Annotated in this window: 28 protein-coding genes and 1 tRNA gene; 3 read left to right on the top strand and 26 right to left on the bottom strand. The window is 40.7% G+C overall.

Translation table 11 applies throughout. The features are described 5' to 3' along the window. Nucleotides 1–167 precede the first annotated feature (167 nt). The 10 genes from J500_RS00060 to J500_RS00105 form a co-directional block, all read right to left on the bottom strand. Nucleotides 168–995, bottom strand: coding sequence for a tyrosine-type recombinase/integrase (locus J500_RS00060; protein ID WP_034697629.1), 828 nt, complete (start codon nt 993–995; stop codon nt 168–170). A 254-nt stretch (nt 996–1,249) separates the two neighbouring features. Then, a complete protein-coding gene (locus tag J500_RS17465; protein ID WP_034697631.1) occupies nt 1,250–1,558 on the bottom strand; it encodes a hypothetical protein in 309 nt (102 codons plus the stop codon). A gap of 8 nt (nt 1,559–1,566) precedes the next feature. Next, nucleotides 1,567–2,802, bottom strand: a complete 1,236-nt coding sequence (locus tag J500_RS00070; RefSeq protein WP_068791231.1) for a zonular occludens toxin domain-containing protein — start codon at nt 2,800–2,802, stop codon at nt 1,567–1,569. 62 nt (nt 2,803–2,864) lie between these two features. Then, nucleotides 2,865–3,146 (bottom strand): DUF2523 family protein, encoded by a 282-nt coding sequence (locus J500_RS00075; protein ID WP_034697632.1) that lies wholly within the window; start codon nt 3,144–3,146, stop codon nt 2,865–2,867. Further along, nucleotides 3,146–4,360 (bottom strand): virulence factor TspB C-terminal domain-related protein, encoded by a 1,215-nt coding sequence (locus J500_RS00080; protein ID WP_147519055.1) that lies wholly within the window; start codon nt 4,358–4,360, stop codon nt 3,146–3,148. Before J500_RS00080 ends, J500_RS00075 begins: the two co-directional genes overlap by 1 nt. 198 nt (nt 4,361–4,558) lie before the next feature. After that, complete coding sequence (locus J500_RS00085) at nt 4,559–4,771, bottom strand: major capsid protein (RefSeq protein ID WP_034697634.1); 213 nt, start codon at nt 4,769–4,771, stop codon at nt 4,559–4,561. Between the two features lie 10 nt (nt 4,772–4,781). After that, a complete protein-coding gene (locus J500_RS00090) occupies nt 4,782–4,961 on the bottom strand; it encodes a hypothetical protein (protein ID WP_034697636.1) in 180 nt (59 codons plus the stop codon). 233 nt (nt 4,962–5,194) lie between these two features. After that, nucleotides 5,195–5,488, bottom strand: a complete 294-nt coding sequence (locus tag J500_RS00095; protein WP_034697638.1) for a hypothetical protein — start codon at nt 5,486–5,488, stop codon at nt 5,195–5,197. A gap of 39 nt (nt 5,489–5,527) precedes the next feature. Further along, nucleotides 5,528–6,796 (bottom strand): replication initiation factor domain-containing protein, encoded by a 1,269-nt coding sequence (locus tag J500_RS00100; protein ID WP_081402784.1) that lies wholly within the window; start codon nt 6,794–6,796, stop codon nt 5,528–5,530. Beyond that, nucleotides 6,786–7,034 carry a hypothetical protein gene (locus tag J500_RS00105; RefSeq protein WP_052024117.1) on the bottom strand — a complete coding sequence of 83 codons (249 nt, stop codon included), beginning with the start codon at nt 7,032–7,034 and terminating at the stop codon, nt 6,786–6,788. Before J500_RS00105 ends, J500_RS00100 begins: the two co-directional genes overlap by 11 nt. 34 nt (nt 7,035–7,068) lie before the next feature. Between J500_RS00105 and J500_RS00110 the strand changes: the two genes are divergently transcribed. After that, nucleotides 7,069–7,524, top strand: coding sequence for a hypothetical protein (locus J500_RS00110; protein ID WP_034697640.1), 456 nt, complete (start codon nt 7,069–7,071; stop codon nt 7,522–7,524). A gap of 381 nt (nt 7,525–7,905) precedes the next feature. Here J500_RS00110 and J500_RS00115 read toward each other — a convergent pair. The 3 genes from J500_RS00115 to pyrC form a co-directional block, all read right to left on the bottom strand. Then, nucleotides 7,906–7,981: transfer RNA gene (locus tag J500_RS00115), tRNA-Glu, on the bottom strand. Between the two features lie 18 nt (nt 7,982–7,999). Further along, entirely contained in the window at nt 8,000–8,665 is a 666-nt protein-coding gene (rnt, locus tag J500_RS00120) for a ribonuclease T (protein ID WP_034697642.1), read from the bottom strand. Next, nucleotides 8,650–9,684: a dihydroorotase gene (pyrC, locus tag J500_RS00125; RefSeq protein WP_004986865.1), complete on the bottom strand. Its 1,035-nt coding sequence runs from the start codon at nt 9,682–9,684 to the stop codon at nt 8,650–8,652. Before pyrC ends, rnt begins: the two co-directional genes overlap by 16 nt. Before the next feature lie 151 nt (nt 9,685–9,835). Here pyrC and J500_RS00130 point away from each other — a divergent pair, with 151 nt between their 5' ends. After that, nucleotides 9,836–11,092: a GGDEF domain-containing protein gene (locus J500_RS00130; RefSeq protein WP_004996794.1), complete on the top strand. Its 1,257-nt coding sequence runs from the start codon at nt 9,836–9,838 to the stop codon at nt 11,090–11,092. Between the two features lie 37 nt (nt 11,093–11,129). Here the strand turns inward: J500_RS00130 and J500_RS00135 are convergent, their stop codons facing one another. The 5 genes from J500_RS00135 to J500_RS00155 form a co-directional block, all read right to left on the bottom strand. Beyond that, nucleotides 11,130–11,528 carry a DUF3106 domain-containing protein gene (locus tag J500_RS00135; RefSeq protein ID WP_004986859.1) on the bottom strand — a complete coding sequence of 133 codons (399 nt, stop codon included), beginning with the start codon at nt 11,526–11,528 and terminating at the stop codon, nt 11,130–11,132. Next, nucleotides 11,518–11,838 carry a hypothetical protein gene (locus J500_RS00140; protein WP_004986858.1) on the bottom strand — a complete coding sequence of 107 codons (321 nt, stop codon included), beginning with the start codon at nt 11,836–11,838 and terminating at the stop codon, nt 11,518–11,520. Before J500_RS00140 ends, J500_RS00135 begins: the two co-directional genes overlap by 11 nt. Then, nucleotides 11,825–12,448, bottom strand: a complete 624-nt coding sequence (locus J500_RS00145; RefSeq protein ID WP_004986856.1) for an RNA polymerase sigma factor — start codon at nt 12,446–12,448, stop codon at nt 11,825–11,827. The genes J500_RS00140 and J500_RS00145 overlap by 14 nt, the downstream gene beginning before the upstream one ends. Nucleotides 12,449–12,617: 169 nt before the next feature. After that, on the bottom strand, nt 12,618–13,394 hold the full coding sequence (locus J500_RS00150; RefSeq protein ID WP_004986853.1) for a TrmH family RNA methyltransferase: 777 nt from the start codon (nt 13,392–13,394) through the stop codon (nt 12,618–12,620). A 50-nt stretch (nt 13,395–13,444) separates the two neighbouring features. Beyond that, nucleotides 13,445–14,416, bottom strand: coding sequence for a class 1 fructose-bisphosphatase (locus J500_RS00155; RefSeq protein WP_004986849.1), 972 nt, complete (start codon nt 14,414–14,416; stop codon nt 13,445–13,447). 185 nt (nt 14,417–14,601) lie between these two features. Here J500_RS00155 and J500_RS00160 point away from each other — a divergent pair, with 185 nt between their 5' ends. Further along, nucleotides 14,602–14,793, top strand: coding sequence for an NF038105 family protein (locus J500_RS00160; RefSeq protein ID WP_004986842.1), 192 nt, complete (start codon nt 14,602–14,604; stop codon nt 14,791–14,793). A gap of 57 nt (nt 14,794–14,850) precedes the next feature. On the opposite strand, the gene pal is transcribed toward J500_RS00160, so the two are convergent. The 8 genes from pal to ruvA form a co-directional block, all read right to left on the bottom strand. Continuing rightward, nucleotides 14,851–15,420 carry a peptidoglycan-associated lipoprotein Pal gene (gene pal / locus J500_RS00165; RefSeq protein ID WP_004986839.1) on the bottom strand — a complete coding sequence of 190 codons (570 nt, stop codon included), beginning with the start codon at nt 15,418–15,420 and terminating at the stop codon, nt 14,851–14,853. Between the two features lie 62 nt (nt 15,421–15,482). After that, nucleotides 15,483–16,766: a Tol-Pal system beta propeller repeat protein TolB gene (tolB, locus tag J500_RS00170; protein WP_034697645.1), complete on the bottom strand. Its 1,284-nt coding sequence runs from the start codon at nt 16,764–16,766 to the stop codon at nt 15,483–15,485. A 98-nt stretch (nt 16,767–16,864) separates the two neighbouring features. Beyond that, entirely contained in the window at nt 16,865–18,208 is a 1,344-nt protein-coding gene (gene tolA / locus J500_RS00175) for a cell envelope integrity protein TolA (protein WP_004986835.1), read from the bottom strand. Between the two features lie 3 nt (nt 18,209–18,211). Beyond that, on the bottom strand, nt 18,212–18,658 hold the full coding sequence (gene tolR / locus J500_RS00180; protein WP_004996812.1) for a protein TolR: 447 nt from the start codon (nt 18,656–18,658) through the stop codon (nt 18,212–18,214). Next, nucleotides 18,658–19,356: a protein TolQ gene (gene tolQ, locus J500_RS00185; protein WP_004986832.1), complete on the bottom strand. Its 699-nt coding sequence runs from the start codon at nt 19,354–19,356 to the stop codon at nt 18,658–18,660. Before tolQ ends, tolR begins: the two co-directional genes overlap by 1 nt. Nucleotides 19,357–19,382: 26 nt before the next feature. After that, complete coding sequence (gene ybgC, locus J500_RS00190; RefSeq protein WP_004986831.1) at nt 19,383–19,790, bottom strand: tol-pal system-associated acyl-CoA thioesterase; 408 nt, start codon at nt 19,788–19,790, stop codon at nt 19,383–19,385. A 505-nt stretch (nt 19,791–20,295) separates the two neighbouring features. Beyond that, on the bottom strand, nt 20,296–21,297 hold the full coding sequence (ruvB, locus tag J500_RS00195) for a Holliday junction branch migration DNA helicase RuvB (protein WP_004996818.1): 1,002 nt from the start codon (nt 21,295–21,297) through the stop codon (nt 20,296–20,298). Between the two features lie 6 nt (nt 21,298–21,303). Continuing rightward, nucleotides 21,304–21,909 carry a Holliday junction branch migration protein RuvA gene (gene ruvA / locus J500_RS00200; RefSeq protein ID WP_004996820.1) on the bottom strand — a complete coding sequence of 202 codons (606 nt, stop codon included), beginning with the start codon at nt 21,907–21,909 and terminating at the stop codon, nt 21,304–21,306. Nucleotides 21,910–21,950: the final 41 nt, after the last annotated feature.

Here is a 21,950-nt window from a genome sequence, read left to right on the forward strand (position 1 = left end):
AGAAAAATTAGAAATGTGCAATCTTGAGGCAGACAAACAATAGCCAATAAGCACAATAAAAAAGAATGGATTTAAAAAATGGCGTCCCTACGGGGATTCGAACCCCGGTTACCGCCGTGAAAGGGCGATGCACCACATTGCCCTTATTTTTGTAAAGTTTTGTAAATTCAACCTAAAGTGGGTAACACTTTTAAAACATCGTGTAAATTTTCAGGGGCTAGATGCGCGTATCTTTGCGTTATGCGAATATCAGAATGACCGAGCAAAGTTGACACATGATAGAGTGGAACGCCTTGTTTCACTAAAAAACTAGCAAACGTATGTCTTAAATCGTGTATTCGCACCTTTCCTAAATTGGCTCTTTTCACCGCAATTTCAAATCCCCGCCTAAAACTTTTGATATGTGTACCTGTTTTGGCATTGTAGAAAACATAATGTGCATTGGTTTTTAGTCTATACAACGCTTGGATCGAAACGTCATTCAATGGCTTATAGACAGTTTTCTTATTCTTAGATAATGAATTGCGTATGACAAAATAGCGATCATGCAAAAATACGTTATTCCATGTCAGCCGTGTCAATTCACTTGATCGACAACCCGTATTTAATGCCAGCAGCATAAAATCATGTAACATCAAATTGTCATAAAAAAGGGCAGACTTAAGCAACAGGTGACATTCAGTTGCTGTAAGAAATCGAGGGATGAAATCATCTTCAAAGAGCTTAAATCTATTGAATGGGTTTTTAAAATTTGCAGCCTGATTGTATTTAAGATAGTAATTAAAAGCCGATCTAATTAAATTTAACTCCCTATTTATTGTTGAGTTTTTAACTTCTTTCAATCGTCGCATTGAACAATAATCTGTAATGACATCAATGGAAATTTCATCATAGGAATAGAACCATTCAATGTGTTTCAATTTTTCCAGATAAGTATGTTTTGAATTATAAAGACCATTTTTACAGTAAAAGTTAACTATTTCTTGTATATCCATGATTCACCATTATGTAACATTTTGCCAATTTGGTTTTTTAAGTGAATTTACAATATACATAAATATCAATTAGTTAAAAATTTGTTCCTGGCAAAATTTTCAACCAGGATAAGATCTTCAGTTGGTAGATAATGCAAGTCAGTTCGCGCCCATGCGGGACGCTCTAAGACTCCCGCTAGAGAGCGAACGGGAGCTTGTAATCAGGGAAGAAGGTTTCAAAATTTGATGCTAACTTGTCGCTCGTAGACACTCGCTTATGAATCGGATTTAAGGCGAGAGATAATATATTCATGGCGTTTAATCCAGAATTGACGTTTTTTCATTTTACGCTGAATTAAAATCTCATCAGCGCGTGATTTAGGTACATACGTTCCATTAAGTGAGCGATACAAGTAACCATTTTCAGTTTTCACTCTATGAGGAAAATTAATTCTTTTAGCGATTGAAAGTAATAGATTTCGCACGATGACAAAAATAAAGAATGAACATACAAACCCGATAATCAGTATCGCGTAAAAAAGTTGAGTTATAGAATTTAAATCTTCGACAGTAATGTTATGCATAGTGACCTCTAAATTAACCCTTGTTGTTTAGCTGCTTCCATTTTTGCCAGTTGTTCTTTATCAGTCTGATGAGTTGGCGTACTAGGCTGCGGGTTATTTGTCGCACTATAGTTTTGAGTAGATAGTCCATTTTGCTGCTGCTGCTCTTTAAAGTAATTGAAAGGGCGATCACCAGACATGATTTTTTTGCAATCATCTTGTGATACGTTTAGCCGTGTACCTTGTTGTGTATATGCCTGATAGCCTGAATTGGTTTTCATGCAGCCAGATAAGACAGGTTTAGCCGTTACGCTGTATTGAATGGAATCCTGAATGTTTTGAGTATCAAATGGCTTGTCAGGGTTATATGAAACCAATGTTGTCTGAGCATCTTGTCCAGTGACTGAACCTTTATTCTTAGAGAGTTCATCAAACCATTTGACGCATTCAGGCTTTTCCACATTGATGCCTTTGCGACATTCAATGTTTAAATCAAGTTTAGCGTTAGGATCAGATGCTTGTACGTTTTCAGGATTAATTGTGGACGTTTCTTTTTTAACTTCCTTTTGTTTTTCCTTATCTTCAAAACGATGGACGTTAAATGTGTTGGTATTCATTAAGCCCACACCAACAAATGCAAGTATTGCAACAATGATGCCTAAGAAGACAAAGAGTTGTTTAGGCAATTTAAATTTAATGCTTGAATGATCCGTTGCCGATTTATAAAGGCTTTGGTATTTGTCATCAAAATGAAAGCGATAAAAATCCAGATACTTTTTATGTTTAGCGTTACGATTTGCAGCAGGTTCAGGATTTGATAGCCATTTATCAAACTCAAAGACATTGGTATATTTTGGTTTAGAAGCAGGTCGCTTGATGTAATACATGCGATCTATCAGCTTGTGTATGCCTTTTTCTATTCGCTGCGGGTCTTGTGTGATGAGCCACAAATCTTTATTAGTGTGGCGGTGAATAGTCAAATCCTTGATCATTTGATCTTGTGAATATTGGTTACCCTTGTATTCATATTCTTTTCGGTACTGGACTTCATCATAAATGATGATTGAACCGTCAGGCGTTTGTCGCCAATCGTCAGGTGCAGGTTCGACTTCGGGAATCAATAATTCTTTAATGTCACAATATATCTGACGAGGTTCTTTGCCGTCAGCTTCCAGTTTTTCATTGTCTTTAATGATTTCCAGTATCTTAGAAATCATGAATTGGGTTTTGCCGTGTCCTGGAGAGCCTACTACTAAATTTATCATTGTCTTTTCCTTTGCCTAGCGCGTTTGTTCAGTGACTGCGAGCCCTCGCACCTCACCACGCGCTAGGCTTTTTTAAATCCAAGTTTTGCGCTATTCATGGCTACACGCACGGCAATTGCTGATAGCACCATGCTTAATGCCTGATCCGCACCGCTTAAGCCAAATAGATACATGACGTTGCCGAGTTGTCCCCAGTATTGATAAACCATAGACATGGCTTGATTAAAGATTGCTTGTGACGTTGCATATGTGAATACGGATAAACCCATTCCACCGATAATTTTTTGACCCGCATCACTCAGAACGACATCTGAAACTTTGGTTAATATGTTGCTTAAGCCCATTATTCTTCATCCTCTTTGGTTCTTATGCCCGCAACGATAAAAGCTGATGTAATTGCGCCTACCGTAAGGACAGCAGGGCGAAAGAATTCAAGGGCATTGCATACGGGTTGATAGGGCATGTCTAACGTGTAGGAATTGCCCATTAATGAAAATGAAACTTGATCTTGTGGGCATGTTGTAGAGCCTTGTAAATTCACTTCATCGGCTTCAAATTCTGGTTGCTCAATCTCTAATTCTTCTGGTTCTGATTCGGTTGGTTCTTCTTTGAAATAATCAACAGCATCGTCATAGGCAGCTTTTATTGAATCTTCCCATTCAGCAGGCTTTTGTATGACTACATTCGCAGCTTGACAAACAGTAGGCGCCCAATTACAGAAGATTGGGAAATCTAAGCTAATATCAGAGCCTTTAGTATCAGTTCCCGTATTTTCGCCTGTTTCTTCTTTAGGAACAGTCTCTCCAGTTGCAGTCTGGTCGGTCGGTATTGATTGTGATGCTTCTAATTGATTAATGATCGGACGTGCTTTTGTTACATCCGTTTCCGCTTCAGCAACAATTGTGTCAGCAGCAGCTTTTACAGCTTGTTGTGCAGCAGCATTACCCGCAGCAGCATTTGAGATTACTTGTTGAGCGACTGTTTCTAGAGGTAAATGCTTAGTTCTATTTTCATTTTCTCCGTTATCGGCAGGGGGATTATAAGCAGGGTTTAAACGTCGAGACGACCAACCGTCGGTGACATCTTTACGTTCACCCCAAATATTTTGATTAGTAGTACAACCATCATGATTAGCTGAAACAAATTTAACGCCAGATGATGCCCAAACATTTGCAAAAGATTGACAAGCATCATTGGGTGATGGAAATTCACCAAAACCCATACCGTACAAATACTGACCATACGCAGGGTCAGAAGGGTCGTTAATATCTGGCTTCTTTGTATAAGTTACTCGGTTATTTGCAGGATCAAGAACGTAATCCACACCGCCTAATAATTCTTGTATTGCCAAATCAAGCGCAATAGCACCCGCACCACCCGCTAATGCTTTAGCAACACTACTCGGAGGCGGAGTAATCTTTGCTACACCCGTAGCAAGTTTACTAGCACCATTTAAAATAACTTGTTTAGAGCCGTTATAGACAATCGATGCACCTTGAGCCACACCACCGCCAAGTGACCAACCGCCCAAGCTTGCAGCATTGGCATTGGTTACCAAATAAAACGGAGATAGAAGAATTGCAATTGAAAGATATATACGAAAAGCAACGCCTATCTGTTTTTTTAGAACATCTTTAAACCGATGTATACCATCATTAATAGCCATATATACGCCCCTATATCTTCCATTTCACACCCCCAAAAAGAAAGGGATTGCAGACCTTTCGATAAGCAACCCCGTTACATTCATTTCAAATTAAAACGCTGAACGAATGTATTTAAACACTTTGATGCCTAACGGAATCAAAATTGCAACAGCAGCAACAGCAGCTCCAGCAGTTGCAGCTCCAGATAATTCAGTAGTAATTTCTGAAGTATCTACAGCAGCATTGGCAATGCCAGTTGCAGCTACAGCAGAACCCACAACAGCAGCTTGTTTAACACGTGTTTTTAAAGTATTGATATCCATAACGGACTCCTTAGTTTTTTTCAAAAATTTGCACCCGTATGATTTTTATTCCCCATACTGTTGCAAGACAGAGCCAAAAAGCCAAACCAATAGCCGTGGCTTCGGTGTAACTTAGTGGCGGTAACAAGACTGATTGCTCAGCCCATGACTGGCATACGTTGTCTTGAAGTTGTGTACAGACGTATGTCATTTCTTAAATTCCTTAACCGTTACACTTACACATATGGAACGGCAAATATTGATAATGAAAGTACGAGCCACATTTAGGGCATTCAATTTCGTTGAACATAAGAAAAACTCCCAACAGGCTTAAATGGCGCTCCATTTACTTCACACAAAAGTCTTAATCGACTCAAAAAAATTTGATGCCTAAAGAAAGTAAATACATGCGAATCGAATCGCTTAATACGTTTCATAAATAGCCTAAGCAGGTTTTTGAGCCTGAACAGGCGTAATGTTGTGGATGATCGTAGTTTGACGACTACCAGTCGTCACAATTTCCATGTCTACTTTGGCATTAAACGGAAATTGCAGATGCTCAATTTTTTTAATGTTTTCCGCAGTACCCCATTTGTACTCTACGGTTGCAGCACCTACACCCGACTGATCCGCTAGATCGGTCATGATGAATACTTTGGTAAAGTTATGCTGAACGCCCTCAATTGCGTTGTTGTAGAACTTTGCGCCAGTGATTACAGATTCAGTTGTAAATTTCATGTTGTTTTCCTTTTATAGCCTTGTTTTAGAACCTTATCCCTATGCAGGCACGACAGAGGGGGGCATGGATTGTGAATAATCTACGGTTAAGGGTTTTAATCGCTTTGGATACTGTTCCTTTTTCTCAGGATCAGGCATAAGTAGGTCAAGGACGTGCGAATCATCGTCATAGAAATCACGAAACGCCTTGAGATACTTTGAAAATTGATGCTTGGTAATGTCGATCGCCTTTTGCCATGTTATTTCTGATTTTTGGCGTAAGACTTCAAACTTGACTGGGGTACGCTGTGCATCAAAGATATGGAAGCACTTGTAAGCAGCTAAAAAATGCACAGTAGGGTTAAGCAGGGCATCTAAAGGGATAAAAATATCCTTAGCCTTGTATTCGACCTCTACACGTGTCCAGAGGCTATCTTTATCACCTAGCTGTTTGCCTTTCTCATAGATACGGCAATATTTTGATGATTCACGCTTGCCGACATAAGCGGTACGTCCTGAACCATCTGGACGTTTCCAGTTACCCGCAGTTTGAAATGACGGTGGACGTCCACCCATTTGAAAACCGCCTAACGTATCTTGAAGATCAGCCCAATCAGGGGATACAAGCGCACCATCTAAGTCATCGAATGCATAGTCAATACGCGTGATCTTAGGACGGTCGGCATACATCATGAGCCATGCATGTAAGTCTTCTTCCCAACCGTACTTACCTTGTACACAGCCTTGCCCAGAGATCGACAGCATGATTGTGTCGTTTTGACCGCCAATACAGATTAGTCCGCAATCATCTTGTAGGGCATATGATTCATCATAGAAGTTTTTGCCGTTTTGAAGCTTTTTCTCTACACCGAAACCAAATATTTCTCTTATTAAGGCATCGAATGCATAGACATAATCACTATTTGATGCAAGGTCGACCATTTCTTTGACTTTGCGAATGTCTTTGAACGTGGACTTATGAATCGTGATATGTAACCAGTCGATTACCGCGCATTCATTAGCAGCAGGTCTACGGATTAATACTTGTTTTGGTCCATCATCGGTCAGTACGATTTGAGCTTCGACAACAGGGTAGTCTTTATAGAACTTTCCGAACGTATCTTCGTACTCGCGTCGTAGTGTGGTGACCTTTTCCCCCGTATTACTAACGGGGGCAACCGCATCATATAACGCTCCCCACAGCCCGAATGTGGGGAAAGTATTAAGTGATTGAAATTTCTTAGATTGTGCAGACAAATGTTGATTAAATTCTTTCTTTGTCTTCACTGGTGCATCATTAAACGGCAAATCGTAATCTTTAGTAGCCATAACAATCGTCCCCCATGTCACGCAACATCTGTATGCATTCCTGATTGTGCTTGTCCAGATCGTCAGATAGAGCAGATATAACAGCAGATGTACATTCAGCAGTTACCACCATGTCTTCGATGTAATAAAGAAGCGCAACCTCATTTGAACAAGGGTTACCGCCTTGAAGATAGTTCACACCCTTAGCATGAATATCCCTTGCTATGTTTTCGTACATTTTTATTTGAGCTTCATTCATTTAGAATGCTCCCATGTAATGATTCGGGGAAAACATGGGCGACTTAATATTAATATTGATAATTTTTGGAATAGGCTTCTGGCTTGGACGTAAGACAGCACCCAAAGCAGTAGAAGAAAAACCTAAGCAACAAAGAAGATCATTCACATATACAGATAGACAACGACAAAAAGTCATGTATGCAACTGACGCAGATCGAATACGTGAATTGAATGCGTTAACTAAAAATGAAGGCTCATTTGTACGAATGCTAAGGCAAGAATTTTCACCGCTTGAAGTAGTGGTAAAAGAGAAGCGATTTTTTATTGTTGATAACGACAAATATCCAATTGCGATATTTGAATTCCGTGAAGGACATACACGGTTGCGTAATTCAGACATTGACGATGGATTGCCATTATTTTTATACAAAGGACTAATTTCGAGTGAAGCAATAAAAGAGGACAAGCAACGTATTGCTGAAATGCAAAAGATACGTCCTGTTAATTGATTCATAAAAAGCCCCTTGATTGTTCTTCTGGATCAATATAGGGTTCTTTTTTGCTAAACCTGACAATCTGTCAGGGTGCGGTCAAAAAAAACCTGATATATTTGTCAGGAAAATTACCTGACAAATTTGTCAGAATCAAGAGGGCGAAAAATGCTGATAGACATCATTGAGCTTAACAAAAAGCGTTTTGGTAGCTACGAAAAACTAGCAGAAAGATTGGATATAGACCCAACAGTTATATGTCATTGGAAAGCAGGAAGACGAAAACCAACCACAACACAAGTAATGCAAATGGCTGATTTCATTGGCTTTGAGCCATTACAAGTGCTCTGTCTCGTTATGGAAGAACTAGATAACGAGCACAAAGACTTGTGGAGAAAATGGCGTCCCTACGGGGATTCGAACCCCGGTTACCGCCGTGAAAGGGCGATGTCCTAGGCCTCTAGACGATAGGGACGTTGAGGATGGCGGTATCTTAAGAATCCGCCGGTAAAGTGTCAAGTAAGTAGGGTGCGAGTTTGTTCAAAATATAGCAAAACAGTTCAGCCGTCTTTTGGGTATCGTACAAAGCTGAATGGGCTTCTTTACCATCAAACTCAATTCCAGCCTGAATACAGGCTCTTGCCAAAACAGTTTGACCAAACATCACCGCACTTAAAGTGACAGTATCAAAAACTGAAAAGCTATGAAATGGATTTTGATTTTTGGTTGATGTCCGTGCAATGGCTGCTTGTAAAAATCCAAGATCAAAATGAGCATTATGACCAACCAGTACAGCATGGGTACATTGCTGTTGACGACGGACTTCATTGATAGATTTGAAAATACGGCGTAGCGCTGTTTTCTCATCTTCAGCCATAGCCACACGCATAGGGTTAAAAGGATCAATCCCAATAAAATCTAAAGATCTTCGATCGAGATTGGCGCCTTCAAATGGATTGATATGCGCATGATAAGCTTCACCAGGTACAAACTGGCCTGCTTCGTTATAAACGATCGGAATACAGGCGATTTCGAGTAAAGCATCTGTTTGTGAATTAAAACCTGCCGTTTCGACATCGACCACAACAGGCAAGAAACCACGAAAACGCTGCCCAATAACGGGTGGAGCGCTGATTTGTTGGTTCACACTTTCCTCCATTGAAGAGTTTTACCTGCATACAGTGGAATAATTTTTTCACCATCCAGATAATCGAGTTGTTCTGGAATGGTTTGTTCCTCTTTGACCAAGGTAATGGTTGTCGTATTGCGCGGTAAACCATAAAAGTCTGCCCCAAAGTGACTGGCAAAGCCCTCAAGTCGTTCAATTTTACCGACTTGATCAAATGCTTGCGCATACAGCTCAATTGCAGTGGGGGCACTATAGCAGCCTGCACAGCCACATGCATTTTCTTTAGCATTTTTCGAATGCGGTGCACTATCTGTACCCAAGAAAAACTTTGGATTACCACTGGTTGCAACTTCAATCAATGTTTGTTGGTGCGTTTGACGTTTTAAAATCGGTAAACAATAGAAGTGTGGTTTAACTCCACCGACCAACATATCATTACGATTAAACAATAAGTGCTGCGGGGTAATAGTTGCAGCCACATTGCGATCATGTTCAAGTACAAAATGTGCAGCTTCGCTGGTGGTGATGTGTTCAAGAACCAGTTTAAGCTTTGGAAATTGTTTTAATAATGGCGATAAAATTTCATCAAGAAAACGTTTTTCACGATCAAAAATATCTACATGATGATGAGTGACTTCACCATGCAGTAATAATGGAACCTGATGTTCTTCGAGTTGTTCAATCACCGCATAGACTTTGCGGATATCACTGACCCCATTGTCTGAATTGGTGGTTGCACCAGCAGGATAGAGCTTAATTGCATTGACATGTGCTGAAGCTTTAATTTTACGGACTTCATCTGGAGATGTTTGATCAGTGAAATACAACACCATACGCGGATCAAAATTTATCCCTTCAGGTACATGCGCCATGATGCGTTCACGGTAGGCCAGTGCTTCTTCAACAGTTTTTACTGGTGGAACCAGATTAGGCATACAGATTGCGCGGGCAAATTGTTGAGCTAAATCAGGAACAGTACGTTGTAGGGCTAAACCATCACGTAAATGAGCGTGCCAGTCATCGGGCTGAAGAAGAGTAATAGTATCCAAGGCGATTCAAACTGAAAAATAAAACAGATGATAATCCATATATGCTCAAAATGGTAAACAGTTTTATGGATAAAAAGCGAAATCAGGTTGATAAAAGTCATGTTAAGTGTATTATTTTTATTCAAATAAGGATGATTTCTTGCAGGGTGTAATGGATTATAAATACAACCTTGACGAGCTTCATAAAAGAAAAGAAGAAGTTGAACAGCTTTCACATGTACGTGAAAAACAGACCAATCGGGCTTTACCAACGGTATTGGAAAAGCAGTTCTGGAATATGCATATTGAGCGTACACGGCTAAATACTATTCAATTTTTTTGGAGCGGTCTCGTCACCTATATTATTTTTATGTTATTGACGGTTCCTGGTGATTATATGGTCATCGAGAAACAATATTTTATTTCAGATTTTGTTCGATGTCTTTTAAGCGTGATCAATGGGGCGGTATGTTTATTGGTTTATGTCGCTTTTGCCAAAATTTCATCATTAAGGCCATATTTTTATCAGGCAGCCTATACGATCGTGCTTTGGGCAATTGTTGTCACATCAATTCTGATGATGACTGTACAGAGCGAGGCACTTAAAAATCAGGCGATGTTATTGATCTCATTTATATATATGTTGGGTTTTATTCTGAGTGGGCTAAAACCTATACATATGTTAATGGTCGGAATGCTATCTGCATTGATTACGTTGACGTGGCTTACAGTTTTTAATATTGATTTTCATCTGGTGATTTTAACGCGCGCTTTAATCGGGAGTTGTTTGTTAGGTTTTGCCATTAGTTCAATGTTGGTATCTAAAGAAAGAATGTTGTTTTTAAATGCAAAGCTTTCTGAAATTAATGAAAATATTCAGCGCATTCATGCCTCTGAATTTTTACATCTGAGTCAGCATGATGGATTAACCCAACTTTCTAACCGACGAACTTTCGATGAAATGTTAGATGTGTTCTATTTACAGACCCGAAGGGATAACAGCTCTTTAGGAATTTTGTTTATCGATATCGATTTTTTTAAAAATTATAATGATTTTTATGGGCATCAGATGGGTGATCATGTCATAGCCAGTCTGGCAAAAGCCATAAAAAATTCGATTCGGCACATGGACTTCGTGGCTCGCTATGGGGGCGAAGAATTTGTGGTGTTATTACCTGAAACCGATGCACAAGGGGCTTATGCAGTTGCATCGAATATTTATCGTTCGATTGAACGGCTTGAAATTCATCATGAAAAATCGCTAGTTTCGAAGCAAATCACGATTAGTTTAGGAATAACAGTATATCGGGGTGAAGCCAATATTGATCAACAAGAACTACTCTCGTATGCGGATCAAGCCTTATATCGTGCAAAAAAATTGGGTCGTAATCAGATTTATTATCATTCACTACGTGGTAATCAAGTTTAGTCAATAAAAAACCAGTCTTTAACGACTGGCTTTTTGATCAGTGAGATTGGGGCGTCAAATATTTTTCTATGTATTCTTCACGTATTGCAGCACGCTCCTCTAAAGGGGCCTTTTGCATACGTTTACGCAAATCATTTCTTTCCTGAGTGCTCATCTTTTGCCATGCGTCACGCATTTTTTGCTTTTCTTGCTCAGGCAATTGAGTAAACCAATCCATTCTTTGCTGTAAATCAACAGATTGATCTTTGGGTTCATCTTTTAAAGACTCATAACGTTTGATCAATGCACGTTGTTCATTTTCGGATAAGGTATTCCACGTTTCATTGACTTTGGTATCTGCACTTTTTGAAAATATCCAAAAGCGTTCAAAACCAGCAAAACTGGTTTGTAAAAAACTAAGCGCACAGAGTGCCAGCGCTATTTTTTTAGCTACCATGTGGAACTTTATCCTCACCTAAAACACTCAGCATTTCCAAATCTTCCACCATTTGTGGTGAAAGTTTTGGACTTGCCATCACCTGATTTTGTGATTGATCCGACGTATCAAAGCTAGCAGGTAAAATGACAAATCCTGTAATCGCAGCAGCGAGAGCAAAGCCAGACATTTTCCAGATATGATAAAAAGATCGTGGTTCCCGCTTAATCGTATCCAAAACGTTGGCGATGACCTGAGGTTTATGCTTATGGTGACGTGCAAGTCCATCAAGCTTGGACGTTACCTGCTTGGTAAAATCATCTCGATTCATCTGATGAACCTCCCAAAGATGGATTTAAATGAGCTAAAGCAGTACGAAGCCCTTGAATAGCGCGATGATAATGCGTTTTTACACTGCCTTCGCTACAATTCATGATCTGTGCAGTGGTTTGTGTATCAAAGCCTTCCCACGCACGTAACATAAATGCTTGCTGCTGACGTAGCGGAAGTTCTGCAATGGCTTCTTGAATTTCTTCAATGGTGACTTCCTGACTTAAAAAATCTGAAGGATTCAGTGTTGTTTCATCAACAACCTCAATGACTTCATCATTATCACTATCAAGACTCACCTTTTTAAAAAAAGAAAAAGGATTAGATCGGCGCGCTTCTTTACGTCGCCAGTCCTGTAATTTGTTATTTAAAATCGTATAGAACAGGGGATACCATTCATCAAGAGTTTTATCGGCATAAGATTTGTGTAAAGAAATAAAAGCTTCCTGTACCAAATCCATCGCTATACCTTGTTGCCCCTGTGTTGCACTTTCCATCATGACCAGCGCGCGTCCTGTGACTTCATTCATAAAATGTTTTAGGCGATGTTCAGCCGTATTCACATGAACACTATCAACTTCTGATCCAGACTGCTTTGGCGCTAAGTCCATAGAAATGGAAAATCCTGTCATTCGATCCCCATTCTTCCTTTTTTACAGTTACCTACTATATAACGCAGAAAAGAAAGAATAGGTTGACAATATAAGATGTTATTTTGACAGATTTAAGTTTAAATGATTTTTTTCAAATGATTGAGCCGCTTTAATATAAATTAACGATTTAAAGACGTTGTCGAACCATTTCAAAAAAGCAAATTGAGCCTGCAATTGCGACATTAAGAGATTCCTGTCCGCCAGGCTGTGGAATCGCGACTGCTTGCGCATGGCCGAGGGCATAATCAGAGGCCCCTTGACCTTCGTTACCTAAAATCCAGACGCAAGGCTTAGTTAAATTTTGTTCGTATAAACTATTTGAACGATGTGAACTGGTAACAAATACTGGGATGTTAAATTGATCTAGTAAGCTTTCAAGTTCAATATTTTCAAAGGTATGTAAACTAAAATGCGCACCCATACCTGCACGGAGTACGCGAGGTGACCAAAGCGATGCAGAGCCTTTAGTACAAATAACTTGTTTGATATTGGCAGCAGCAGCGGAGCGTAAAAGAGTACCTACATTACCTGGATCCTGAATATTTTCCAAAATAAGCGTATCTGCCTGAAAATCCAGTGCTGTGCTACTTTGCGGTAAATCTATCACCGCGAGACAAGCTAAACTGGTGCCCAATGTACTAATGTCTTTGTACAAAGTTTCACTAATGACAAAAACAGCGCCATTATATTGTTCAATAATCGCTTGTAAATCTGAATGCTCTAAAGCAGCTTCAGTAGTAAAAAGCGAGACAAGTTTGCCTTTTTCCTGCAACCATGACAGGCACAGATGAGTTCCCTCAAGCACCGTTTGACGTTGTTTTTTTCGGTAGGCTTGTTGCTCAATGAGACTGCGCAAATGCTTAATTTTAGCGTTGTCTTTTGATTCAAGAAAAATAATAGCCATAAAAGAAAATCCACGATGATGCGGTGAAGCATCATCGCTATAAAAAATAATTAATGGTAACTGGTTACCAGCTCAACTTCTTGTTTAGAGCCAATGATCACAGGGACACGTTGATGTAATTCAGTGGGCTGAATCTCTAAAATACGGACACGGCCTGTCGTAGATGCGCCACCAGCCTGTTCGATCAGCATGCTCATCGGGTTGGCTTCATACATTAAACGTAAACGTCCTGCTTTCTTTGGATCCTTTAAATCATAAGGATAAAGGAAAATACCGCCACGACATAAAATACGATGAATATCACCCACCATACATGCGACCCAGCGCATATTGAAGTCTTTTGCACGAACTGAGGTTTTTCCTGCAAGAAGTTCATCAATATAACGTTTTACAGGCTGCTCCCAATGACGCTGGTTAGAAGCATTGATTGCAAATTCTTGTGTCTCTTCACTGACTTTGACTTGATCAGCCGTCAGAATAAATTGCTGACTTTCTGGATCATAAGTAAAGAATGCAACACCATTGCCAACAGTTAAAGCCAACATCGTAGATGGGCCATACAAAACATAACCTGCTGCAACTTGTTCAGTTCCAGCTTGCATGAAATCAGCCGCTTGAGTGACTGCATTTTTGGCAGGTAAAATTGAAAAGATTGTACCGACACACATATTGATATCAATGTTGCTAGAACCATCAAGTGGATCAAATAACACCAAATATTTACCGTTTGCTTGAGCTGGTGTGAAATCATCGAGTTCTTCAGATGCCAAACCACCGACATGTGGGTGAACTTTTAATGCATCAATTAAATAATCATTTGAGATCACATCCAGTTTTTTCTGGGTTTCACCTTGAACGTTTTCATTTTCTGCACTCCCCAGAATGCCTGCTAAAGCACCTTTTTGTAATGCCTGATCAATGGTATTACAAGTAGCGGCAATGGTTTCAATCACTTGAGCAAGTTCAGGTGTCAAATGGCCTGATTGTTGTTGTAAATATTGCGTCAAATTCAGGTTTGACATACAGGAAAACTCCAAAATGAAAAGGGTCGTTTAGAAATGGCTATAGTGTAGATGAGATCGACCTAAAAGAAAAATTATATGACTTTATTTGTTGCGATTTTATGCTTGCAAGTGTACAGCAACGTGTTATGTTGAATAATAATAAGGATGTGAAAAGTCAGTATAAGTATGAGAGGAGACGAGGCATGACGACCAAAACCTTCGGTGCGATGCCAACCCCAAATGAACCGATTAATCTCGACGAAATTTCAAAAGAGTCTGTAGATGAAGCGTGGAAAGGGTATGAGGCGAAACCTGAATACAAAGAGTTTAATAAACACGATTTGATTGAATCCATGCATCCGCCTAAAACAGAGCAGGAACAACAAAGTCCCTAAATTAAAAAATCGCTTAGAGTCTGAGACTTTAAGCGATTTTGATGATCTAAAGAATCATTATTTCAATAGGGGTGGAACAGCTTCGTAGTTAATTTCTACACGGCGGTTTTCTTTCCACGCTGCTTCATCATGCCCTGCATTTACAGGCATTTCTTTACCATAACTCACCGCTTCTAATTGTTGCGGATTGACACCATTGGTAATCAAAAAGCTTTGAACGGCTTTAGCACGACGTTCACCTAAAGCCATGTTGTATTCACGTGTACCACGTTCATCGGTATGTCCAGTGAGCGCGACACGTGAATTTGCATTTGCCATTAAAAACTGAGCATGCGCTTGTAGCGTTTGATAATCTTCAGAAGATAAGTCACTGCTGTCATAATCAAAGTGAACCACACGTTTTGCAAGTGCAGCACGATTTGCAGCAGTCACACCTTTTGATGATGCACCTGTTAGGTTTTGTGCATTTAATGCAGCATCGTCACTCAACCCAGATGTATTGACTGTGCCAGCACTATTTGGATTATTTCCTGCTTGAATTTCAGCAGCAGGTTTACGGCTTGCACAGCCTGTCATAATGACAGCAGTTGCGAGTACGGGTAAAACGAATAGTTTAACGGCTTTCATTGTGATCTCCATCTAATTCAGTTAAAAAATATAAGTGCTTCATCGTCATTTAGGCGACCAATTTATTTAGGTGCCCAAGCAGGTTCACGAACTTCGCCTTGTTCACTTGGTAAATTCATGCGGAATCGACCATCTGTGGACATCACAGAGAGTAGGCCACGATTACCTTCGCGAGTGGCATAAACCACCATCTGGCCATTTGGTGAAAAACTTGGCGATTCATCTAAACTGGTTGGGGTCAAAATATTTACGATACCCGTCGAAATATTCATAATGGCCACTTTGTAATTGCTACCCGATGGGCGATGTACCAGTGCAATATTTTTTCCATCTGCACTTAAAGTTCCACGGGCATTGAAAGCACCTCGGAAAGTGAGTCGGTTAACAGAAGCATCATCAAAACTATAGCGATAAATTTGTGCTGAACCGCCGCGATCAGAAGTAAAAATAAAAGACTTTCCATCTGGCGCGTAACGAGCTTCGGTATCAATCGCACTGTCATTGGTCATCCGTTGCAGTTGACGGGTTTCCAGATTCATTTGATAGACTTCTGGGTTGCCATGCATAGATGCAGTAAACAACATCGACTTACCATCAGGTGAGAAACTTGGCGCGCCATTTAAACCTTTAAAGCGAGCCAACACTTCACGTTGACCTGTTGCCAAATCTTGTAAATAAATCGCGGGACGTTTTGTTTCAAACGAAACATACGCGATTTTTTTCGCGTCAGGTGTCCATGCAGGCGAAAGGATTGGATCACGCGAAGACAACACAGTTTTAGGCTGCTCGCCGTCAGTATCTGCGATTTGTAAAGTATAGCGCTGTTCAGGTGTGGCGGGGGTACGTAGAACATAGGCAATACGACCACTAAAGTCACCCTGAATCCCTGTTAATGCCTGATAAATGGCATCACTGATCATATGAGCAGCTTGACGCACACGGGAATTAGGTACGGTTAATAATTCATTCAGCAAAAACTGCTTTTTTTGTACGTCATAAAGTTGATAATGCACTTCAGAACTATTATTGGCGGAAGGTTTGATATTTCCCACAACAACATAAGGAATACCCGCCGCTTGCCATGCATCTGTCTGAATCTGATCAATTGCACCTGTAACAGGTAAATTGTTTGATGCACTGGTAAAACGACCAGAACGGTTTAGGTCATTTTCAACAATAGGATAAATGGATTGATCATTGGCAAAGGGAACAATCGCAATTTTAGGGGCTTGTTCTGGTGCTTTGGCGATTTCAAGATGCAGTTGTGCAAATGCTTGGGGAACAAAAGCTGAACTCAGTGCAGTAATGATAGCGATTGATAAGAGATGTTTGCGATTCATATCCATAGTCGTATTGTGAGAGCGGCTCATTTTTGTGGAATAAAAGTATTTAGCATAATTACAGGGTCAAAATCCATTTAAACCATGTAATTATGACCAAAATATTATTTAGCAGTAAATGTTGATGTGAAAGTTCTTGCTTCACGACGTGCATCTGCATCAGAAGGCATCGGATAAGGTGCGGCTGAACGAACAGCAGCTTCTACACTCGCTTTCATATCTGGATCACTTGCATTTACAATCACGGAGGCAACAGCACCACTATCGGTTAAGGTGACACGAGCAGTTGCTTTTTTACCCGATGATCCCATTGGAATATCCCAAGTGCGATAGATTTTCTGCTCAAAATCACGTTTTGCTGTGGATGCAATTTTTTTAGCGTCAGCTTTTTTCTGAGCCGCTTCTTCAGCGGCTTGCTTGGCAGCTGAGGCTTTTGCTTCCGCATCTGCTTCTGCTTTTCGTTTAGCATCCGCTTCTGCTTTCGCTTTGGCATCTGCTTCATGTTTTGCCTTTGCTGCCGCATCTGCTTTAGCTTTTGCATCTGCTTCATGTTTTGCTTTTGCTGCTGCATCGGCTTTAGCTTTTGCATCTGCTTGTTGTTTTGCTTTTGCAGCTGCATCGGCTTTAGCTTTTGCATCTGCTTGTTGTTTTGCTTTTGCCGCAGCATCGGCTTTAGCTTTTGCATCTGCTTGTTGTTTTGCTTTTGCTACTGCATCGGCTTTAGCTTTTGCATCTACTTCATGTTTTGCTTTCGCTGCTGCATCTGCTTTAGCTTTGGCATCCGCTTGTTGTTTTGCTTTTGCTGCTGCATCAGCTTTAGCATCCGCCTGTTGTTTTGCTTTAGCTGCTGCATCAGCTTTAGCTTTGGCATCCGCTTGTTGTTTTGCCTTTGCTGCTGCATCAGCTTTAGCATTCGCCTGTTGTTTCGCTTTTTCCGCGGCCTCTGCCTTAGCTTTGGCATCTGCCTGTTGTTTCGCCTTTTCCACTGCTTCTGCTTTAGCATCCGCTTGTTGTTGTGTTTTAGCCGCGGCCTCTGCTTTGGCTTTCACGTCAGCTTGCTGTTTTGCTTTAGCAGCAGCTTCAGCTTTCGCGTCGGCTTGTTGTTTCGCCTTTTCTGCTGCTTCCGCTTTGGCTTTTTCAATGGCTTCAGTGGATTTGGTTAAAGCAGGGGTAGGTGGTGGACTGCTCGGAATAACAGGTGCTGTAACTTCAGGTTCTTGTGTAGTTTGAATTTGCTCAGCAACTTGGGTGCTGGTGGTTTCTGCTTCTTGAACAGGAATCGCTAAATCCGCAGGATTGACCAGCACAGTTGTGATTTTTTTTGGTGGTTCAGGCGGTTTACTTAAACCTAAATAAAGCAAGCCGACAATCGCAAGGGCATGTACGCCAAGCGTAAAACCAAGTGCAATTGCTTTTTCCTGAAAAGGTGGCTTTTGAAAATTCTTCATAACTTACTTTAATGGCTCAGTGAGTAGACCAACTTGGGTTAAACCCGCTTCTTGCAAGCTTGACATTAAAGAAACCACATCACCATATGGTCTGGTTTTTTCACCGTTAACCAATACCGTTATTTTTTGATTACTTTCATCTGCTTGAGTTTGTGCATCACCTAAAATTTCTTTTAACTGAGATAAAGAAACCTGCTCTTTATTATGTTCTTTATATTGCAGATAAATATTGCCGTCTTGCCCTAATGTGACAATCGCGGGTTCTTTGGTTTCAATCGGGGTATTGGTCGCTTGCGGTAAATCAACTTTGATACCACTGGTAATCATCGGTGCTGTTACCATGAAAATCACCAGTAATACGAGCATCACATCGATATACGGCACGACATTCATATCACTTTTTAATGGTTTTTTGATACGCTCAAAGCGTCCTGAACGCTGAATGGCCATTAAACTTCTTCCTGTGCAGAACCCACAGACTGACGTTGTAATAATGCCACCATTTCCTCGGCAAAAAGCGCACGATCTGAATAAATCGCTTCGCCTTTAGCGGTATAGTGGTTAAAAGCGAGTACCGCAGGAATGGCTGCAAATAAACCGATCGCAGTGGCAATCAAGGCTTCAGCAATCCCTGGAGCTACGGTAGCAAGTGTTACTTGATCCACATCAGCCAAGCCAATAAACGCATTCATGATGCCCCAAACGGTTCCAAATAAACCGACATAAGGCGCCACTGAACCAATACTGGCCAATGCACCAAGCCCTTGTTCAAGGATACTTTGATCTCGGCTTAAACCGACACGCAAAATACGTTCAGTTCCTTCAATGGTCTGGTTTGCAGTAGCATGACGTTTTTTTAGTTTAAAAAACTCGCCTAAGCCTTGATAAAAAATATCCTCCAGACCATGACGTTTTGAATTTAACTGTGCATTGTTATAAAGCGTATTGAGTTCAGCACCCGACCAGAACATTTTTTGAAAATGTTCATCTTGTTGTGCTGCTTTCTTATAGCCCATATGTAACTTGGCGATCAGATACCAGCTATAAATTGATGCCAAAAGTAATAAAAGCATGACTGCCTGAACGACAGGGCTTGCTTGTAAAATAAGATCAGAAATATGTAGAGAAGATTGGATCTGTGTTGCCATAGTTACATGTGCCAAAGTATGTTTTTTTAATCTTGTTCCAGTTCTTGAAGAATAAGATTGCGAATTTCATCAGGGAGTCGGCGTGGTCGCATTTCTGTGTTTAAACATGCCAGTTCAACCTCGCCAGAAGCAAGCATGATTTCACCACGATAAATATTTTGTTGCAATACAAATGACGAAGCTTTACATGAAAGTACACTCGCTGTAACAGTAATCATGTCGTCCATCATAATTGGGCGCATGTATTTCAATGCGATTTTATGTACGACAAAATTATAATCTTTTTGATGCCAATAATGATCGATGCCAGAAGCACGTAGCCATTCTGTACGAGTCCGTTCCATAAAGCGGATATGATTGGCATGATAAACGATACCACCAGCATCTGTATCTTCAATATATACGCGAATTTTGAACTCAAAAAGATTAGCCATGATAGATATCCGTACTAAGGTATAAACAATAACAAGTAAGCAGGGCTTGCCCGATTTTTATCGGCTAGGGCGCTCTGGAAGTAATGCTCTTAAACGCATGGAAGTTTAGCATAATGACTATTTCGTCAAATGGCACAAGCTTTCAATCTGAGATCGCTTGATAGCAAGTGGTTTGAAAGCATATCGACTTAAACGTGAGCAATAGATCTGGCAAAAGGATGCTCCTTTAACACTGTGGTTTAGGGCATCATTGTTCAGCTTAGAATGAGGTCTATGCACGAAAAAGCCTTAAAAAGATGCATGAAGTTTATTTAACGCTTTTACTCAAAGCATAGCTTCTCGTCTTGCGCATGAGGAATATATTCCGTAAGAAGCGTTGTTTTGCTTATCGCTATCACTCACAGCCTAGCTGTTCGTCTTGCGCCGCTAAAAAGCCTCGTTTTTCTTAACGCGTTTACTCGAAGCATAGCTTCTCGTCTTGCGCAGCGGCAAAACGTTGTTTTGCTTATCGCTGCTCAGGTGGGGTGATTCCAAACTGGGCATAGGCATGATTGGTGGCAATACGCCCACGTGCAGTACGCATCACGTAGCCTTGCTGGATCAGATACGGTTCAATGACATCTTCCAGAGTTCCGCTATCTTCGGCCATAGCAGCAGCAAGAGCTTCAACGCCTGCGGGGCCACCTTCAAAGCGTTCTAGTATCATACTCAGGTAACGTCGATCGAGTGTATCTAAGCCAGATTTATCGACATTGAGCATATCTAGTGCACGTTGTGCCATGTCCTGAGTGACTTCACCTGTGCCTTTGACCTGAGCATAGTCACGTACACGACGTAATAAACGATTGGCGATACGTGGTGTACCACGCGAACGTCGCGCAATTTCTTCGGAACCTGTTTGGGTAATCGGTACATCCATTAAGTTGGCAGAACGGGTGACAATATGCGTTAAATCCTCAACCGAATAAAATTCCAGACGTTGCACAATCCCGAAACGATCACGCAACGGTGAGGTGAGCAAGCCTGCGCGTGTTGTTGCAGCAACCAGTGTAAACGGTGGTAAGTCCAGTTTAATTGAACGTGCCGCTGGACCTTCGCCAATCATAATATCCAGTTGGTAGTCTTCCATCGCAGGATATAAAATTTCTTCAATAACAGGAGAAAGACGATGAATTTCATCGATAAATAACACATCGCCTTCTTCAAGATTGGTGAGCATGGCAGCCAAATCACCAGCCCGTTCCAGCACAGGCCCAGAAGTGGATTTTAAATTGCCTCCCATTTCTCGGGCAATAATATTGGCAAGTGTAGTTTTACCGAGTCCGGGTGGACCAAAAATCAGGGTGTGATCCAGTGCTTCACCCCGTCCACGCGCAGCACCAATGAAAATTTCCATTTGCTCGCGTACCACGGGCTGACCAATATAGTCTGCCAAAGAAGTCGGGCGAATCGCACGATCGAATTGATCTTCTGGTTTTTCTTTGCCACTAATTAAACGGTCATGCATGATTGGTTACTTCATCATTGATTTGAGTGCAGCACGAATTAAGTCTGCGGCTTCAGTATAATCAGCTTTCACCGCAGCCACTGCTTTTTGTGCTTCAATCGGTTTGTAACCTAATGACTGTAATGCAGCTTCGGCTTCGGCAACAGGAGAGTTAGATACAAACTGAATTTGCGAAATACTATTGTTTGAGGTCGCACTGCCTTGATTTGCAAGTGCTTTAAAACGGTCACGAAGTTCAATCATCAAACGTTCAGCAGTCTTTTTACCCACACCCGGAACTTTCACCAAGGTATTGATATCATCATGTTCAATGGTTTGGATCAAAAGCTCAACGCTTAAAGTCGATAAAATACCCAGTGCCATTTTAGGGCCAACACCATTAACCTTCAGCAAGGTACGGAAAATGGTCTTTTCCTGTGCTTCTAAAAAACCATAAAGTTGTTGAGCATCTTCACGCACCACTAAATGCGTCCATAATGTTGCTTTTTGCCCTTTTTGGAGTTGGCAAAATGTTGAAAGTGGCGTATCAATTTCATAGCCAACACCATTGACATTCAGGAGTACCGTAGGTGCTTCCAGTGCAAATACTTCACCAATTAAACAACCGATCATTGAAAACTTATTTCCTAAAATAATATAAAAATTAGATGTCC

Origin of the sequence: Acinetobacter sp. 479375 (assembly GCF_000581715.1) — a bacterium.
GTDB lineage: Bacteria > Pseudomonadota > Gammaproteobacteria > Pseudomonadales > Moraxellaceae > Acinetobacter > Acinetobacter ursingii.

Bases quoted from the DNA above. Each gene is read 5' to 3' on its own strand.
- J500_RS00145 (WP_004986856.1), bottom strand. From the start codon at position 12,448: ATGGACTTAGCGCCAAAGCAGTCTGGATCAGAAGTTGATAGTGTTCAT.
- rnt (WP_034697642.1), bottom strand. From the start codon at position 8,665: ATGGAGGAAAGTGTGAACCAACAAATCAGCGCTCCACCCGTTATTGGG.
- J500_RS00060 (WP_034697629.1), bottom strand. From the start codon at position 995: ATGGATATACAAGAAATAGTTAACTTTTACTGTAAAAATGGTCTTTAT.
- J500_RS17465 (WP_034697631.1), bottom strand. From the start codon at position 1,558: ATGCATAACATTACTGTCGAAGATTTAAATTCTATAACTCAACTTTTT.
- J500_RS00105 (WP_052024117.1), bottom strand. From the start codon at position 7,034: ATGAATGAAGCTCAAATAAAAATGTACGAAAACATAGCAAGGGATATT.
- J500_RS00110 (WP_034697640.1), top strand. From the start codon at position 7,069: ATGGGCGACTTAATATTAATATTGATAATTTTTGGAATAGGCTTCTGG.
- J500_RS00150 (WP_004986853.1), bottom strand. From the start codon at position 13,394: ATGGCTATTATTTTTCTTGAATCAAAAGACAACGCTAAAATTAAGCAT.
- J500_RS00155 (WP_004986849.1), bottom strand. From the start codon at position 14,416: ATGTCAAACCTGAATTTGACGCAATATTTACAACAACAATCAGGCCAT.
- J500_RS00070 (WP_068791231.1), bottom strand. From the start codon at position 2,802: ATGATAAATTTAGTAGTAGGCTCTCCAGGACACGGCAAAACCCAATTC.
- tolA (WP_004986835.1), bottom strand. From the start codon at position 18,208: ATGAAGAATTTTCAAAAGCCACCTTTTCAGGAAAAAGCAATTGCACTT.
- tolQ (WP_004986832.1), bottom strand. From the start codon at position 19,356: ATGGCAACACAGATCCAATCTTCTCTACATATTTCTGATCTTATTTTA.
- J500_RS00160 (WP_004986842.1), top strand. From the start codon at position 14,602: ATGACGACCAAAACCTTCGGTGCGATGCCAACCCCAAATGAACCGATT.
- J500_RS00140 (WP_004986858.1), bottom strand. From the start codon at position 11,838: ATGAATCGAGATGATTTTACCAAGCAGGTAACGTCCAAGCTTGATGGA.
- J500_RS00100 (WP_081402784.1), bottom strand. From the start codon at position 6,796: ATGGCTACTAAAGATTACGATTTGCCGTTTAATGATGCACCAGTGAAG.
- ruvB (WP_004996818.1), bottom strand. From the start codon at position 21,297: ATGCATGACCGTTTAATTAGTGGCAAAGAAAAACCAGAAGATCAATTC.
- ybgC (WP_004986831.1), bottom strand. From the start codon at position 19,790: ATGGCTAATCTTTTTGAGTTCAAAATTCGCGTATATATTGAAGATACA.
- J500_RS00095 (WP_034697638.1), bottom strand. From the start codon at position 5,488: ATGAAATTTACAACTGAATCTGTAATCACTGGCGCAAAGTTCTACAAC.
- J500_RS00075 (WP_034697632.1), bottom strand. From the start codon at position 3,146: ATGGGCTTAAGCAACATATTAACCAAAGTTTCAGATGTCGTTCTGAGT.
- J500_RS00130 (WP_004996794.1), top strand. From the start codon at position 9,836: ATGGATTATAAATACAACCTTGACGAGCTTCATAAAAGAAAAGAAGAA.
- tolR (WP_004996812.1), bottom strand. From the start codon at position 18,658: ATGGCCATTCAGCGTTCAGGACGCTTTGAGCGTATCAAAAAACCATTA.
- J500_RS00085 (WP_034697634.1), bottom strand. From the start codon at position 4,771: ATGGATATCAATACTTTAAAAACACGTGTTAAACAAGCTGCTGTTGTG.
- J500_RS00090 (WP_034697636.1), bottom strand. From the start codon at position 4,961: ATGACATACGTCTGTACACAACTTCAAGACAACGTATGCCAGTCATGG.
- ruvA (WP_004996820.1), bottom strand. From the start codon at position 21,909: ATGATCGGTTGTTTAATTGGTGAAGTATTTGCACTGGAAGCACCTACG.
- pal (WP_004986839.1), bottom strand. From the start codon at position 15,420: ATGAAAGCCGTTAAACTATTCGTTTTACCCGTACTCGCAACTGCTGTC.
- tolB (WP_034697645.1), bottom strand. From the start codon at position 16,766: ATGGATATGAATCGCAAACATCTCTTATCAATCGCTATCATTACTGCA.
- J500_RS00135 (WP_004986859.1), bottom strand. From the start codon at position 11,528: ATGGTAGCTAAAAAAATAGCGCTGGCACTCTGTGCGCTTAGTTTTTTA.